Origin of the sequence: Flavobacterium quisquiliarum (assembly GCF_019308285.1) — a bacterium.
In the GTDB taxonomy this organism is placed as follows: Bacteria; Bacteroidota; Bacteroidia; order Flavobacteriales; family Flavobacteriaceae; genus Flavobacterium; species Flavobacterium quisquiliarum.
Window position 1 is genome coordinate 53,136 of the sequence record NZ_WWEM01000043.1, and the last position, 15,673, is coordinate 68,808.

A 15,673-nucleotide genomic window follows, 5' to 3' on the forward strand; every position below is an offset into this window, starting at 1 on the left:
AACGATACTTGTATCTACCTTAAATCTTTTTTAATTACCAAATACTTTAAATCTGTTTTTCCTGCATTACTAATTCCATGCTCCGCATTTGGCGGGCAATAAAAACTGGTATTTGGCCCAGCTGTAACTGTTTTTCCGTCAAGATAAAATTCGGCTGTGCCTTCCAGAATATAAAAGAATTCTTCTTCAGGATGATGATGCGGCGCGTGGGTAGATTTCCCAGGTTCAACGATACTCATTTTTAAGGTGTTCTCCTGAGTGAAATCTTTATCAGCAAACCAATATTGATAGCCCACTTTGGTTCTCTTCGCTTTGTCTATTTCAAAATGATTGACACAGTTTTCAATTGTATATTGTGGTGGTGCGGTTTCTTTTTTGGTTTCCTGAGAAAAGGCAATTTGCTGGAAGAATATAATTGCGAATGTGGTTTTTATGATAGTTGAACTTTTCATTTTTTTTCTTGTAATGTTACGAAAAATATTAATACGGGTAATTGCAATGCTGTTTTTATGATAATGAAGAAGTAGAAGTAAAAATGAGTCGTTCCTATGGAACTCTCTCGAGATAACAATTACTCATCCAACGGATTGAAATCCGTTGCTAAAATATATTTCATTCCTAACGGAATTTTTACGGCAAGAAAGAGCCATAGGCTCGACGCATATTGTAGGGCTGGATTTTAATCCAGTTATTCAGAATCCCTGCATTTAAAAAAGATCCATGGGATCGAAACATATTTTAGGCGTATTTTAATATGTGCCGTTCCTACGGAACTCTTTCATCATGACGATTACTCATTCAACGGATTGAAATCCGTTGCTACAATATATTTCATTCCTAGCGGAATTATTCGGATCAAACTTTGACAAAGTTCTAATGAAAAAATTTACGTTATCGCCTAGCCCTGATCGAAACGGTATCCTTTTATGTCTCGTTTTTTTCTAACGAGACATAAAAGATATAGTGAAGAGCAGGACAAGTGGTCTTAAAAACGAAAAAGTTCTGCTCCTTAATAAAATCACACCAAAATAAATCTCAATAAAATAAAGGGTTCTCAAAGCTTTTTGTATTAATCTATGACACGATAAGAAAATATTATGATAAAAATATTTTGAAATTCAAAAATCCGCCATACATTTGCCTAACAGTGTTAAACGATTTAATACTTGAATACAATGGCTAGCAAAGATCGAATTTTAAGACAAAAAGAAGAGACAAGGAACAATATCCTTGGCGCTGCTTATGATATCGTAAAAGAAGAAGGCTGGAATGGTTTGAGTATGCGTAAAATTGCAGATAGAATCGAATATACTGCTCCTATTATTTATGAATATTTCTCGAATAAAGAAGCAATATTAGAAGAACTGACTGGCAAAGGTTTTATCAAACTGACTAAAGAACTGCAAATTGCAATTGACAAGTTTGAAAAACCCGAAGATCAATTAGAAGCCATGTGGATGACTTACTGGGACTTCGCTTTTACCAATACTGAAATGTATCAGTTGATGTTTGGTGTTCAAATGACCTGTTGCGCACAGCGATGTTCGGCTCAAGAGGGACCTTACAAATTATTCACTCAGGTCATTGCTGAAGTAATGAAAGACAGCAATCCGAGTCAAGATATCATAAAACAAAAGTATTTCACTTTCTTTTCTGTTATTCATGGTTTAATTGCCATCAACATCATAAACAAAAGTGATATTTTAGAAACAATAAATGCTCAAATTTTGAAAGATGCCATTGGTGGTATCATCAAATCAATACAATAATATTTTTTTCAATTTTTACTTAACAGTGTAAAATAATTTAATTTGGATAATGTAAAATCCTTTTTTTTTATAACTTTCACTTAACACTGTTAGAAAATTTAATAGAGATAATAAAAACTCTTTTTTTAGACTTTTACTTAACACTGTTAAATATTTTAATACTGATTTAAGAACAATTGAAAAATGATTAAAGTTTGGCAGTTTGCGCACATTTACTTAACAATGTTAAATAATTTAATTCAATTAAATATGAATCCCGAGAATGCCAGAATACCAAAGAATTTTATCCGAGAAAATGTTCAACCAATTAAAACCACAATGAAAATGAAAAATGTAATTATAACCAGTTTTATTCTGGCCCTAGTACTAAGCAGCTGTGCTGATAAAAATCAGGCACCTACTGCTCCACCTCCACCGGTTTTACCAGTTTTGGCTATCACAAGTGCCAATACAACAACTGACTCTGAATATCCTGCTGCCATACAAGGAACTGTTGACGTTGAAATTCGTCCACAGGTAAGCGGTAACCTTGACAGAATTTTTGTTGATGAAGGATCTTACGTAAGCAAAGGACAAACTTTATTTAAAATAAACGAACGTCCGTATCGTGAGCAGTTAAACAATGCTTTGGCAAGTCTTCACGCAGCTGAAGCGGCTTTGATCAACGCAAATTTAGAAGTTGATAAATTGACACCGCTAGTACAAAACAAAGTAGTTTCTGATTATCAATTGAAAACGGCTAAAGCTTCTCAAAAAATTGCTGCTGCGAATATCGAACAGGCAAAAGCAATGGTAGGTTCTGCTAAAATTAATTTAGGATATACAAACGTAACAGCTCCAGTGAGCGGTTACATCGGAAGATTACCTAAAAAACAAGGAAGTTTAGTTTCGGCTTCTGATGTTGAAGCGCTTACTACTTTATCTGACGTTCATGAAGTATTTGCTTATTTCTCTTTAGGTGAAACGGATTTCATTCACTTTAAAGAACAATATGCTGGAAATTCATTAGGCGATAAAATCAAAAAACTACCTCCAGTTACTTTGATTTTAGCAGATAACAGCGCTTATCCAAAAACAGGAAAAATCGATATGGTTGACGGTCAGTTTGATAAAACTACTGGAGCGATCACGATTAGAGCGACTTTTCCAAATGCAAACGGAATTTTACGTTCTGGAAACACAGGAAGAATCCGTTTAGGATTAAACCACGACGATGCGATTTTAGTACCGCAAGCGGCTACAATCGAAATGCAGGATAAAGTTTTTGTTTTCACTGTAGGTAAAGACAACAAAGTAACTAAAATGCCTATTACCGTTGTAGGTAAAAGCGGTACCAATTATTTAATTAAAGACGGCGTAAAATCTGGTGATCAAATCGTGATGAGCGGTATTGACAAACTTCAGGATGGACAAGCGATTCAGCCAGAAAAATCAACTAAAGTTGCCGAAGTAACTAACAAAAAATAATCAGAAGAAATAATGTTCAAAATATTTATACAAAGACCTGTACTGGCAACCGTAATTTCCATTTTATTGGTGATTCTGGGAGTATTGGGTTTAACTAAACTGCCTTTACAACAGTTTCCTGATATTGCGCCTCCATCGGTTTTGGTAACGGCGGTATATCCGGGAGCCAACGCAGAAACGGTTTTACGTTCTGTGGCACCTTCTATCGAAGAATCTATAAATGGTGTAGAAAACATGACTTACATGAGTTCTACAGCCAGTAACGACGGTACTTTGGCAATCACCGTTTTCTTTAAACTAGGAACTGATGCCGATCAAGCTGCGGTAAATGTACAAAACAGAGTTGCACAGGCAACGAGTCAGCTTCCTGCGGAGGTTGTACAGCAAGGTATTGTTACGGCGAAACAACAAAACAGTTTCATCATGGCAATCGGTATGTATACCGAAGATGAATCAAAATACGATCAGACTTTTGTTGCCAACTATGCACAGATTAATATTATTCCGGAATTAAAACGTATTCCGGGTGTAGGTTCTGCTAGTATTTTTGGTGGTGTAAAAGATTACTCTATGCGTGTTTGGTTAAATCCGACACAAATGTCAACTTATAAAGTGACGCCAAGCGAAGTTATGGGCGCGATTCAAGACAAAAGTTTGGAAGCGGCTCCTGGGAAATTTGGAGAGCGAAGCAAAGAAGTTTTTGAATACGTTATTAAATACAAAGGGAAATTAACTAAACCAGAAGATTATGAAAATATTGCTATACGTTCTAATGCAGATGGTTCAGTACTTCGCTTAAAAGATGTAGCGCGAGTTGAACTTGGTGCTTACTCTTACAACAGTTTAACTCGTTTAAATGGTAAAAAAGGAATTGTAATTGGGGTTATTCAGTTAGCTGGATCAAACTCAAATGATATTCAGATTGCCATTAACAAAATGATGGAAAAAGCTTCTAAAGATTTTCCAAAAGGTATCAAACACAATATTTTCTATAGTACAAAAGTATCTCTTGACCAATCTATCGAACAAGTTGAGCATACATTACTAGAAGCTTTTATACTGGTTTTTATTGTGGTATTTATCTTCTTGCAAGATTTTAGATCAACATTAATCCCGGCTATTGCTGTACCTGTAGCAATTTTAGGAACGTTCTTCTTCATGCAGTTATTCGGATTTTCGATCAACCTTTTAACGCTTTTCGCATTAATTCTGGCGATTGGTATTGTGGTCGATGATGCCATTGTGGTAGTCGAAGCGGTGCATGCGAAAATGGAGCACAAACGCTTGTCTCCAAAAATCGCAACCCATGAAGCAATGCACGAAATAACGGGTGCTATTATCTCGATTACGCTGGTAATGGCTGCTGTATTCCTGCCGGTTGGTTTTATGGAAGGCTCAACAGGAGTTTTCTATCGTCAGTTTGCCTTTACGATGGCAATTGCAATTGTAATTTCGGCAGTAAATGCCTTAACATTGAGTCCGGCGCTTGCGGCATTATTTTTAAAAGATAATCACGGAGCACACGATCACAATGAGCCTTATCAGAAAAAAGGATTTAAAGAAAAATTCTTTACCGCTTTCAATAGCAGTTTTGAATCGTTGACAAATCGTTATGTGGGCGGACTTAAATTCTTAATCAGAAGAAAATGGTTGAGTTTAGGCGGATTAGCTTTAGTTGTTGTGGCGACTGTTGTAATGGTTAAAACAACTCCTGCAGGGTTTATTCCAACAGAAGACCAAGGATTTATTGCGATTGCAGTTAATACGCCTTCTGGAACATCATTAGACGGAACTCAAAAAGTAATGACTGAAGCTGAGAATACTTTAAGAGGTTTAGATGCTTCAAGATTCGTAACAGCTATTTCAGGTTTCAACTTATTAACGAATTCTACAAGTCCATCTTCAGCAGTTGTTTTCGTATTGCTTAAACCAAACGAAGAACGCGGTGATGTAAAAAATATAGACGAAATCATGAATCAGGTTCGTGGAAAACTAGGTTCAATTTCTGGCGGAAGTTTCTTCGTATTCAGTTTCCCAACTGTTCCTGGATTCAGTAACGTTGAGGCTCTAGATTTAGTTCTGCAAGATAAAACAGGAGGAAAACTGGATAAATTCAGTGGTATTTCTCAAAACTTTATCGGAGAATTGATGAAACGTCCGGAAATTGCAGTTGCCTTTACTTCTTTCAAAGCCGATTATCCACAATTGCAATTGGAAGTTAACGACGAAAAAGCAAATCAATTGGGCGTAAATGTAAAAGACATTTTACAAACCATGCAGGCATATTTCGGTAGCGCACAGGCATCTGACTTTAACCGATTTGGTAAATATTACCGAGTAGTTGTTCAGGCAGATATCGAAGACAGAGCAGATCCAACAGCAATTGACAGAGTTTTTGTAAAAAACAAAACAGGCGAAATGGTGCCCATAAATACTTTAGTAAAACTCACTCGTATTTATGGTTCAGAAACCGCTTCACGATACAATTTATTTAACTCAATTTCTATTAATGCGATTCCGAAACCTGGATTTAGTTCTGGAGATGCCATTAAAGCAATTGAAGAAGTAGCAGCACAACAATTACCTGCAGGTTACGGGTTTGAATTCTCGGGCCAGACTCGTGAGGAGATTTCTTCTGGAGGGCAATCGGCTACAATTTTCTTACTGTGTTTGATATTCATTTATTTCCTACTTGCTGCACAGTATGAGAGTTATATCCTTCCTCTAGCGGTTATTTTATCAATCCCTGCAGGTATTTTTGGAGTATTCGTTGCTATTGGTTTAACTGGAATTGAAAACAACATTTACGTACAAGTTGCACTTGTCATGTTGATTGGACTTCTTGCTAAAAATGCCATCTTGATTGTGGAGTTTGCAGTGCAAAAACGAAAATCAGGAATGGCGTTAGTTAAAGCTTCAATCGATGCAGCCAAATTACGTTTGCGACCAATTATCATGACGTCTCTTGCTTTTATTGTTGGTTTAGTTCCAATGATGAGCGCCAAAGGACCATCAGCTCAAGGTAACCACTCTATTAGTATTGGTGCCGCCGGAGGTATGATTTCAGGAGTAATTCTAGGTTTGTTTATCATTCCTGTTTTATTCATCATCTTCCAACATTTACAAGAAAAGGTTTCTGGAAAACCAGTTGCCGTAATTCATAACGAAGAAAAATAATAAATGGAAAACTATATCACAACCATCCTTGTCGCCATCATATTTGGCATCGGATATATATCGTACAGAATCTCAAAAGATCTTGAAACTAGAAAAGATACTTGTACAGAAATATAATCTGTTGAAAAAAAAATATTTTAACACATAGAAACATAGATTTCTTATTTCGAAAAAGAGAATAAAAGAAACTAGTTTCAACACATAGAAAACTATGTGTATTTAAAATAAGTGAAACGCCTTTTTTTAAATTCTCAAAAAACTATGTTTCTATGTGTTTAAAAAACTAAAGCCAACGGATAAAAAAATTTTAATAAAAAGACTAAATGAAAAATCATATAACCAAAATCGTGACCTTCGCCATTCTGATCACGACTTTAATATCCTGTAAAGTTTCGAAGGATATTGAAACTCCAAAAGATGCATTTCCTGAGAATTTCAGGAATGCATCGGTTTCGAGTGATACAACCAGTATTGCCGATGTGGAGTGGAAAAATTTCTTTACAGAAAAAGATATTATAAAATTAATCGACAGCGCCGTTGCGAGAAACAACGACCTTCAGATTGCCGAAAAGAACATTGAAATTGCACAATACAGATTCACTCAATCAAAATGGGGAAATGTACCTCAGGTTAGTTTATTTGTAAACGCAAGTACAAGCAATCCGTCTGACAATAGTTTTACGGGACTGAACTTAAATCAGGCAATCGGTGCTAAACATATAGAAGACTATTCTGCTGGAGCTTCTCTTTCTTGGGAAGCTGATATTTGGGGAAAGATCAGAAACCAAAAGAAAGGGGCTTACGCAGGATATCTTCAGTCTGAAGAAGTAAAAAAAGCATTGCAGACGAATATAGTAGCCAACGTTTCAAGAGGATATTATAATCTTTTGATGCTGGATGCGCAATTGGATATTGCCAGACAAAATCTTCGTTTAAACGATAGTACAACCAATATTATCAAATTAAAATACGATGCTGGACAAGTAACAACCTTGGCGATTCAACAATCTGAAGCACAGAAATTAAATTCAGCGCAATTGATTCCGTTATTGGAACAGAATATTTCGATTCAGGAAAATGCTTTGAGTGTTTTGACTGGTTCTTTTCCGAATTCTAAAGAAAGATCAGTTAAGTTAAGCGCACTTGAAGTAAAACACAATACAGCAATTGGAGTTCCCTCTTCATTAGTAAGCAGAAGACCTGATGTAAAAAGTGCCGAATTAGCTCTTAAAGCTGCCAACGCAAATGTCGGTATCACAAAAGCCGATTTATATCCTACTCTAAGAATTACAGCTCAAGGTGGATTAAATTCTTTCGAAACCAGCAATTGGTTCAACATTCCGGCTTCGTTGTTCGGAGCTGTTGCGGGAGGTTTAACACAACCGCTTTTGAACAACAAAAGAGTGAGAACACAATATAATATCGCTGTTGCAGAAAGAGAAAAAGCTGTTTTAGCTTTTAGACAACAAGTTTTGGTTGCTGTAAGCGAAGTTTCAGATGCTTTGGTTAAAGTAGAGAAATTACAACAGCAGGAAACTTTCTTAAAAGAAAAAGTAAAAACGTTACAACAAGCGATTAAAAATGCCAACCTTTTATTCAAAAACGGTATGGCAGAATATCTTGAAGTTTTAACGGCACAAGCCAATTTATTGCAAAGCGAATTGGAACTTGCTGACATCAAAAGACAACAATTTACAGCTAATACAGATTTGTACCGCGCACTAGGCGGAGGCTGGAAATAATACCTGTTACATTACCCGTTAATTATTTATTTTTTGAGATGAAAACGCTGTGAGACCTTTGAGTTTCATGGCGTTTTTTAGTTTTTTGCCGCGAAGGCGCTAGGGCGTGAAGTTTTTTTTAAGTCTCTCGCAGATTTTGCTGATTGTGGAGATTTATTCTCAATTTTTTGTCAATTTCGACGAAGGAGAAATCTCCGCGAGAAACTCTACAAAGATTGGACTCTCGTTGCGGAGCTACTTGTGAAGATTTCTCCTTCGTCGAAATGACAAAATTGCGGTTATTTCTTTATTTTTGAATAGTAAATCTAGTGCCTTAAAAAAATAAAAACTTTGTGCCTTAGCGTCTTCGCGGCAAAACCAAACCAATCTATGACTTTCAGTCCAAAAATATACCTCAACAATCTAAAACAAACCATCGAAAGTTACTATCCGCTTTCTGATCAGTCTTGGAAACAGATTGAAATTACTACACATTTCCAAACGCTTAAAAAAGGAGAAACGCTATTACAAAATGGAGAAATCGCTAAAAATCTTCATTTCATTGCGAAAGGTGTTTTAAGAGCTTTTATAACCGATCAGCAGGGGAATTTCTATAACAAAAATCTTTTTATGGAAAATTATTTTGCAGGTTCTAAAGTTTCGTTGATGCTCCAAACTCCGTCCAATTTTACAATTGAAGCTTTGGAAGACTCCATTATAATCAACATCAATTATAAAAAATATATGGAGCTGATCTACCAAAACGACGATCTCAAAAACTTCTATATCGCTCATTTAGAGAAAAACTGGATTATTGATAAAGAACAAAGAGAAGTCGCTTTAGTAATGCAAAACGCAACCGAAAGATATCTTAATCTTTTGGAGAAACATCCAACAATTGCAGATCGTGTTCCTTTGCTTCATATTGCTTCTCATTTAGGAATTACGCCAACACAGTTAAGCCGAATCAGAAAAAGTCTGGAAAAAGATTTGTAAATCAACATATGTAAAGGTTTTTCTAAAAGACCAGAATTATCTTTGCTTTATAATTCAAACTTGTTATTACAATGCACACTATAAACCTCATCAAAGATAATATTGACAATCTTACCACACTTTGGAAAACCGTTGCCACTCCTCTCCTTTCCTATCATAAAAATGATCCTTTTGAATTTTCTCAAATCAAAAATTCAGGCTGGCCCAATAGATTATGGTCTCGAGAAGATATTACAGAAAAAAGTTTTCAGCAGATTCTGAAAACCATGGAGAAAAATCCAGGTTTGGTGATTCCATATTGGGATATTTTCGGAAGCAATTCTAAAGAAATTTTCGAAAAGAATGGCTTTCATATCCGAATTCAGCTTGTAGCAATGGCTTTAAAATTGGGCGAAAAATTGCCGCTTCAAAACAACCTTACTTTTAAAAGAGTTTTAAATGAGGAACATGCCAAAACTTGGTCAGATATTTATCCGCTTTCTTTTAGTTATGTGATCAGCAAAGAAACGTTGGTTCATAATTATGAAAATGTGAAGTTTTATCTGGTTCATTTTGAAGGAAAAGCGATTGGAACATTAACTCTTTTCCAAACCGAAAAAACAATGGGAATTCACGGTGTCGGCGTTATTCCTGAAATGCGCAAAAAAGGTTTCGCCGAAGAAATCATGAAATTTGCTATCAACGAAGCCATTGATGCCAATTGCGAATATGCACAATTACAAGCTTCAGCTTTAGGAAAAGGTATTTATACAAGATTGGGTTTTGAGGATTTGTTTACGATTACGAATTACCAACTAACGTAAATTCCAAAGTTTAAAATCCAAAGTTTAAAATCCAAATTCCAATCAATTCGCTAATGGGATTTCTCGCAGTGACGCGAAGTCGCAAGTTTTTCAACTTAATCTTTTTTAATCTGTGGCTTAAAAATAAAACCTTGCGACTTCGCGTCACTGCGAGAACTATTTTCAATCCAAAATCTACCTTCTAAAATCTAAAATCAGCATCTTGTCCCAAATGCCCCGAAAATAGTCGCAAATGTGTATTTCGTATAAAATAAAACATTATTAGATTTGTAATACATTAACTAATAATCATTTAAAACAAATACCCAATGAAAACAACCAAAATCATTTTCTGGACTACTACTATCCTTATCTTTTTATTTGAAGGTGTTATGCCGGCTTTAACTTCTCAGACTGAATTAGCGAAAGAAGGAATAAAACATCTTGGCTATCCGGAATACTTCGGCAATGCATTAGTCGTTTTTAAAATTCTTGGCGTTTTAGCTTTAATAATTCCACAAGTTCCAGGACGTATTAAAGAATGGGCTTATGCTGGATTTGCATTCGACTTTATTTTTGCATCAATCAGCCACTTTGCGGTAGACGGAATTGATTTTCAAGGTTTCTTCCCACTAATTGTTCTTGCCATTTTAGTAGTTTCTTATGTGACTTATCATAAAATACAGCGTTATAATAATATCGCGCTCTAAAACTCAAACTTTATGATTGAAGTTTTTAAAACCAATGTTCAGGAAGAGTCTCAATGCCAACTTATCATTGAGCTTCTTCTGGAACATTATCCACACAGTTCAATCAACTTTGATTTAGAAGATTGTGACAAAATTTTACGTGTTCATGCCAATGAAATATCGAATGCCAAAATTATTTCGATCCTAAATTTTCATGGGTATTCCTGTGAAGTGCTTCCTTAAAAAACAAAGCATACAAACAATTCATTTTTAGTATTTTACAATTTTTTATCGTATATTTGAAATACTATCATTCCCCTAATTCTATAAATTTAATTTGACAAAAATGTACTGTGGGTTCTTTTTAACTCATAGGTTTGCATTTGCTGTCGATTCTCTAATTTCTAAATTAAATAAGATGAAAAGTGCTGTCCAAAATACTATTTTAGAAACCTACACTAAGTTGAATGATATTCTTGAATATTTTTCTCCAGAAGAAATTAATGTAGTTCCCATTGAAGGAAGCTGGACTGGCGGACAAACGGTACAGCATATTATTTTGGCATGTTCTGGAATTCCGATGTTATTTGCTGGAAAAACCGAAAAAACAACTCGTAAACCAGATGAAAATGTCAAACAACTCGATGCTATATTTTTAGACTTTAATACCAAATACCAATCTCCCGAAAATATAAAACCTCCTGAAATTGATTATGAAAAAAGTACTTTGACGGCTTCTGTCAAAAAGATTCAAAATGATTTGTTTGAAGCGGCAGAAACTTACGATTTAACATTGATTTGTCTGGATGCCAAAATTCCTGGTTTTGAAAATTTCACTATTTATGAGTGGCTTCACTTTGCCATAGTGCATACACAAAGACATACGCATCAGTTAAAATCGATTTATGAAATTCTCAAGAAAAAATAACTAGCAGTAACCAAAACCAATTTTTATGAGATCAAAAGTCAGAACCATAGTTTCATCTGGTTTAGTAGCCGGTACATTAGATATTACAGCCGCTATTTTAATTTATTCCGTGATTCTTCATAAAACAACAGCCGAAAAAATCCTGCGGTCTATCGCAAGCGGTATCTTTAAAAAAGAAGCCTATACCAGCGGAATAGAGATGACTTTTTTAGGACTAGGTCTTCATTTCTTAATTACTTTTATATTTGCCTGGTTTTATTTTAAGATCTTTCCTTATATTCCGTTCTTTAAAATAAATACTTTATTATCCGGAATCGCTTATGGTTTCTTTATCTGGGTGGTAATGAATTTACTTGTACTTCCAATCGTTTTTCCTGTTTTGCCAGAAAAGAATTTAGACTTTGCATTATTGCTTTCTATATTAATTGTGATTTTTTGTGTAGGAATTCCAATTGCTTTTATAACACGTAAATACTACGCGAAATGGTATTAAAATCTTAAAAAATAATCAATTTCACATTTCTGTATTTCCTACAAATAGCATTTATTGCAAAAGTGTTTTTTTTAACATAAATTATTATGAAAACACCTGTTTTATAAGCACTTTCAGCATTATCTTTAATAATTACAGAATTACCATGTTTAAGCTTTTGAGTTAATTTTTTGATCGATTGGATTAATGCACCCTTTGGTCCTAAAGTAATTTTAGATAAAAATCTTTACAGCGCTCCAAAAAGCGAAAAAAATGTATTGATTATATATCTAAATATGGCGCTGCCGATGATACTATTGCGGTGGCATTACAGAACCTCAACGTGTTATTAACCGAACAAAAATTAATCCTCATGAAAACAATATCAAATAAATCAAAAATAGTTTTTTTATCTACTTTTCCGCCAACACAATGCGGTATAGCAACTTATACTCAGGACACCATTAAAGGAATCACAGATGTTTACGGTAAGTCTATTCAATGTGAAATATGTGAATTGGTTACAGAACCAAAAGAAGAACCAACACAGGCCTTTACTTTAAACACAAAGAATAGAGACGAATATGCTAAAGTGGCAGAAGAAATCAATAAGGATGAAGCTGTTAAATTAGTTCATATTCAGCATGAGTTTGGTTTGTTTTCTGGGAATTACGGAGATCATCTTTTAGATTTTTTAAATGCCATAAAAGTACCTGTTACCTATACTTTTCACAGCGTCATTCCAAATCCAAATGACGAATTGAAAACATTTGTAAAACTGCTTTTGACTTATAGCAACTCGGTTTTTGTAATGACCAATAAATCTAAAGAAATTCTAATTAACGACTACGATATCAATGAAGAAATAATTACTTGCGTGCCTCACGGAACTCATATCGTTGTTTATGAAACTCCAGAAACGGCAAAAGAAAGATTAAACATTCAGGACAGATTAGTATTATCTACTTTCGGACTTTTAGGCGAAGGAAAAAATATAGAAACAGGATTACAGGCGCTTCCAAAAATTGTAGAAAAAGCACCAAATGCTTTGTATCTAATTATTGGCAAAACACATCCTAATTTAATTAAAGACGGGAAAGATCCTTATCGTGATACATTGGAAGGCATTGTTAAAGAATTAAAGCTTGAAAATAATGTTCGTTTCGTAAATCAATATTTAGATACTGATGAGCTTTTAGAGTATCTGAAAGCTACAGATATTTATATGTTTACCTCTAAAGACCCTAATCAGGCGGTTAGTGGCACTTTTTCTTATGCGATGGGTTGTGCTTGTCCAATTGTTGCTTCTAAAATTCCGCATACCACAGAAGTTCTAACTGCAGATTCTGGAATTTTATGTGATATTGGAAATCCAGATCAATTTGCAGCTGCAGCTATTAAATTAATCGAAGATGAAAACTTGAGACATGAAATGGGGATTAATTCATTTACCAAAATGAGAGCCTCTTCATGGGAAAATGTTGCAATCACGCAAATGAATACGTATAAAAAACTAATTGAAAATCCGGCAGAAATAAAATTCAGTTATCCTGACATTCAATTACGACATATCAAAAAATTAACAACAGAACTTGGAATTATTCAATTCAGTAAAATTTCAATTCCAGATTTAGAGTCTGGATATACGCTTGACGATAACGCCAGAGCATTAGTTGCTTTCTGTATGCATTACAAACAAACTCAGGATAAAGAAGATTTAGGTTATATTTTAATCTATTTAGATTTTATTCAACGCTGCCAGCAGCCAAAAGGAAATTTCATCAATTACGTAGATCAGGAAAATCGTGAACATGTGGAGCAAAATGCCGAAGTGAATTTAGAAGATTCAAACGCAAGAGCCATCTGGGCTCTAGGAACTGTAGTTTCGATTTCAGATATTCTTCCTGAAGCGATTTCTAAAAAGGCAGCAAAATGTTTACTGCATTCTTTAAAATGGGCAGAAACCATTCAATCTCCACGCTCAATAGGATTTGCAACTAAAGGTTTGTATTTATATCATTCCACAATTCCGAATTTGTATGTAGCCGCAATTATCAATAAACTAAATGCAAAACTACTGGCCAATTACGAGGATACGGCAACAGAAGACTGGCAGTGGTTTGAAAATTATCTAACATACGGAAATGGAATTCTTCCAGAATCAATGCTTTATGCTTATTTAATTACAAACAAACCCGTTTACAAGAAAGTAGCTTTAGATTCGTTAGATTTCTTAATTTCTAAAACGTTTCCAAACGGAAATTTTAAAGCCATATCCAATCAAAGTTGGCATCACAAAGGATCAGAACCGCAAGAATACGGAGAACAGCCAATTGATGTAACGTACACAATTATGACTTTAAATGCATTTTATAATGAATTTAAAACACCGCAGTACAAAAAGAAAATGAAAGCGGCCTTTAACTGGTTTTTAGGTAAAAATCATTTAAACCAGATTATGTATAACCCAGTAAGCGGCGGCGGTTATGACGGACTTGAAAAACACAATGTAAATTTAAATCAAGGTGCCGAATCTACAGTTTGCTATTTAACAGCTAGATTATTAATGGAAAAATTAGCCATGTCACAATCTAAAGTAATTCCATTAATAAAAAGCCGATCAGGAATAGCAATTAATTCTTAATATATAAGGTAAAGCTAGCCAAATACCTCTCTTTTAAAACCCGGAAAATCCCTTTCTTAATGAAAGGGATTTTTTGTTTACGGAAAAAAGCAACGCAAGTTTGTTTCAATTATTGTGCATTTATGAAAATTATATAAGGCTGTGTAAAATTTGTGTAAAATTTTTTAACAAGTATTGAGCTAACTTTCCTATATAATTCAGTCAGTCCCAAAAACTGTTAAAGAATTGATTTTCATTTTAAAAACATTCATCTAAAACAAAAACATTTTGATTCTCAACCTAAAAAATACATTTGCCGAAATTGGAGAAACTACTTTGTTCGCCAAAAAGTTTTTTAAGGAGGTTTTTATTCCGCCTTACGAAACTAGGGAGTTTTTGAAACAATGTTATGTTATTGGCTATAAATCACTTCCGTTGGTAGCTATTACAGGTTTTATTATGGGTTTGGTACTTACACTTCAGTCAAGGCCGACTTTAGTAAAATTTGGTGCCGAAAGCTGGCTTCCTGGAATGGTGGCACTTTCGCTGATTAGAGAAATTGCTCCTGTAATTACAGCGTTGATCTGTGCCGGAAAAATTTCATCAGGAATTGGCGCCGAATTAGGATCCATGAAAGTAACAGAACAAATAGACGCAATGGAAGTTTCGGCTGTTAATCCTTATAACTATCTAGTAGTGACAAGAGTTTTAGCCTGTACGCTAATGGTTCCCGTTTTAGTGTTCTTTGCAGATGCGATTGGAATAGTTGGTGGTTATGTAGGAATTAATATTCATGGAGATGTAAATTTCTACAGATACTTAACTCAAATTATTCAGTCATTGGAATTTTTAGATTTATTTCCAGCGACCATTAAAACCTTTTTCTTCGGATTTTTTATTGGAATGATTGGATGTTATAAAGGATTTAATGCTTCAAACGGAACCGAAAGTGTTGGACAAGCAGCAAACTCAGCAGTAGTTACAGCATCATTAAGCATTTTTATTATTGATATGGTTGCTGTTCAAATAACCGATTTATTTTTTTAAAA

Annotated in this window: 13 protein-coding genes; 12 read left to right on the plus strand and 1 reads right to left on the minus strand. The window is 34.6% G+C overall.

Translation table 11 applies throughout. The features are described 5' to 3' along the window. Positions 1-14: 14 nt before the first annotated feature. A complete protein-coding gene (locus tag GSY47_RS25830; protein WP_219071623.1) occupies positions 15-452 on the minus strand; it encodes a cupin domain-containing protein in 438 nt (145 codons plus the stop codon). Between the two features lie 723 nt (positions 453-1,175). On the opposite strand from GSY47_RS25830, the gene GSY47_RS25835 reads away from it, so the two are divergent. The 12 genes from GSY47_RS25835 (at position 1,176) to GSY47_RS25890 (ending at position 15,671) form a co-directional block, all read left to right on the plus strand. After that, positions 1,176-1,769 carry a TetR/AcrR family transcriptional regulator gene (locus GSY47_RS25835; protein WP_068842436.1) on the plus strand — a complete coding sequence of 198 codons (594 nt, stop codon included), beginning with the start codon at positions 1,176-1,178 and terminating at the stop codon, positions 1,767-1,769. A 249-nt stretch (positions 1,770-2,018) separates the two neighbouring features. Further along, positions 2,019-3,236: an efflux RND transporter periplasmic adaptor subunit gene (locus GSY47_RS25840; protein ID WP_179006319.1), complete on the plus strand. Its 1,218-nt coding sequence runs from the start codon at positions 2,019-2,021 to the stop codon at positions 3,234-3,236. 12 nt (positions 3,237-3,248) lie between these two features. Next, positions 3,249-6,413, plus strand: coding sequence for an efflux RND transporter permease subunit (locus tag GSY47_RS25845; protein ID WP_179005431.1), 3,165 nt, complete (start codon positions 3,249-3,251; stop codon positions 6,411-6,413). Between the two features lie 323 nt (positions 6,414-6,736). Next, positions 6,737-8,155 (plus strand): TolC family protein, encoded by a 1,419-nt coding sequence (locus tag GSY47_RS25850; protein WP_179005429.1) that lies wholly within the window; start codon positions 6,737-6,739, stop codon positions 8,153-8,155. A 369-nt stretch (positions 8,156-8,524) separates the two neighbouring features. After that, the gene (locus tag GSY47_RS25855) at positions 8,525-9,130 is read left to right on the plus strand and encodes a Crp/Fnr family transcriptional regulator (RefSeq protein WP_179005427.1); all 606 of its coding nucleotides are present in this window, start codon (positions 8,525-8,527) and stop codon (positions 9,128-9,130) included. A 71-nt stretch (positions 9,131-9,201) separates the two neighbouring features. After that, complete coding sequence (locus GSY47_RS25860) at positions 9,202-9,933, plus strand: GNAT family N-acetyltransferase (protein WP_179005425.1); 732 nt, start codon at positions 9,202-9,204, stop codon at positions 9,931-9,933. A gap of 308 nt (positions 9,934-10,241) precedes the next feature. Next, positions 10,242-10,622 (plus strand): DoxX family protein, encoded by a 381-nt coding sequence (locus GSY47_RS25865; RefSeq protein ID WP_179005423.1) that lies wholly within the window; start codon positions 10,242-10,244, stop codon positions 10,620-10,622. Between the two features lie 12 nt (positions 10,623-10,634). After that, entirely contained in the window at positions 10,635-10,844 is a 210-nt protein-coding gene (locus tag GSY47_RS25870) for a hypothetical protein (protein ID WP_179005421.1), read from the plus strand. A 175-nt stretch (positions 10,845-11,019) separates the two neighbouring features. Further along, positions 11,020-11,529, plus strand: a complete 510-nt coding sequence (locus GSY47_RS25875) for a DinB family protein (protein ID WP_179005419.1) — start codon at positions 11,020-11,022, stop codon at positions 11,527-11,529. Positions 11,530-11,554: 25 nt separating this feature from the next. Then, on the plus strand, positions 11,555-12,022 hold the full coding sequence (locus GSY47_RS25880; RefSeq protein WP_179005417.1) for a DUF1440 domain-containing protein: 468 nt from the start codon (positions 11,555-11,557) through the stop codon (positions 12,020-12,022). 352 nt (positions 12,023-12,374) lie between these two features. Continuing rightward, positions 12,375-14,645, plus strand: a complete 2,271-nt coding sequence (locus GSY47_RS25885) for a glycosyltransferase (RefSeq protein WP_179005416.1) — start codon at positions 12,375-12,377, stop codon at positions 14,643-14,645. Between the two features lie 267 nt (positions 14,646-14,912). Then, on the plus strand, positions 14,913-15,671 hold the full coding sequence (locus tag GSY47_RS25890; RefSeq protein ID WP_179005415.1) for an MlaE family ABC transporter permease: 759 nt from the start codon (positions 14,913-14,915) through the stop codon (positions 15,669-15,671). Positions 15,672-15,673: the final 2 nt, after the last annotated feature.

Excerpts from the sequence above, each read along its gene's own strand:
- GSY47_RS25830 (WP_219071623.1), bottom strand. The coding sequence starts at position 452 with ATGAAAAGTTCAACTATCATAAAAACCACATTCGCAATTATATTCTTC.
- GSY47_RS25835 (WP_068842436.1), top strand. The coding sequence starts at position 1,176 with ATGGCTAGCAAAGATCGAATTTTAAGACAAAAAGAAGAGACAAGGAAC.
- GSY47_RS25840 (WP_179006319.1), top strand. The coding sequence starts at position 2,019 with ATGAATCCCGAGAATGCCAGAATACCAAAGAATTTTATCCGAGAAAAT.
- GSY47_RS25845 (WP_179005431.1), top strand. The coding sequence starts at position 3,249 with ATGTTCAAAATATTTATACAAAGACCTGTACTGGCAACCGTAATTTCC.
- GSY47_RS25850 (WP_179005429.1), top strand. The coding sequence starts at position 6,737 with ATGAAAAATCATATAACCAAAATCGTGACCTTCGCCATTCTGATCACG.
- GSY47_RS25855 (WP_179005427.1), top strand. The coding sequence starts at position 8,525 with ATGACTTTCAGTCCAAAAATATACCTCAACAATCTAAAACAAACCATC.
- GSY47_RS25860 (WP_179005425.1), top strand. The coding sequence starts at position 9,202 with ATGCACACTATAAACCTCATCAAAGATAATATTGACAATCTTACCACA.
- GSY47_RS25865 (WP_179005423.1), top strand. The coding sequence starts at position 10,242 with ATGAAAACAACCAAAATCATTTTCTGGACTACTACTATCCTTATCTTT.
- GSY47_RS25870 (WP_179005421.1), top strand. The coding sequence starts at position 10,635 with ATGATTGAAGTTTTTAAAACCAATGTTCAGGAAGAGTCTCAATGCCAA.
- GSY47_RS25875 (WP_179005419.1), top strand. The coding sequence starts at position 11,020 with ATGAAAAGTGCTGTCCAAAATACTATTTTAGAAACCTACACTAAGTTG.
- GSY47_RS25880 (WP_179005417.1), top strand. The coding sequence starts at position 11,555 with ATGAGATCAAAAGTCAGAACCATAGTTTCATCTGGTTTAGTAGCCGGT.
- GSY47_RS25885 (WP_179005416.1), top strand. The coding sequence starts at position 12,375 with ATGAAAACAATATCAAATAAATCAAAAATAGTTTTTTTATCTACTTTT.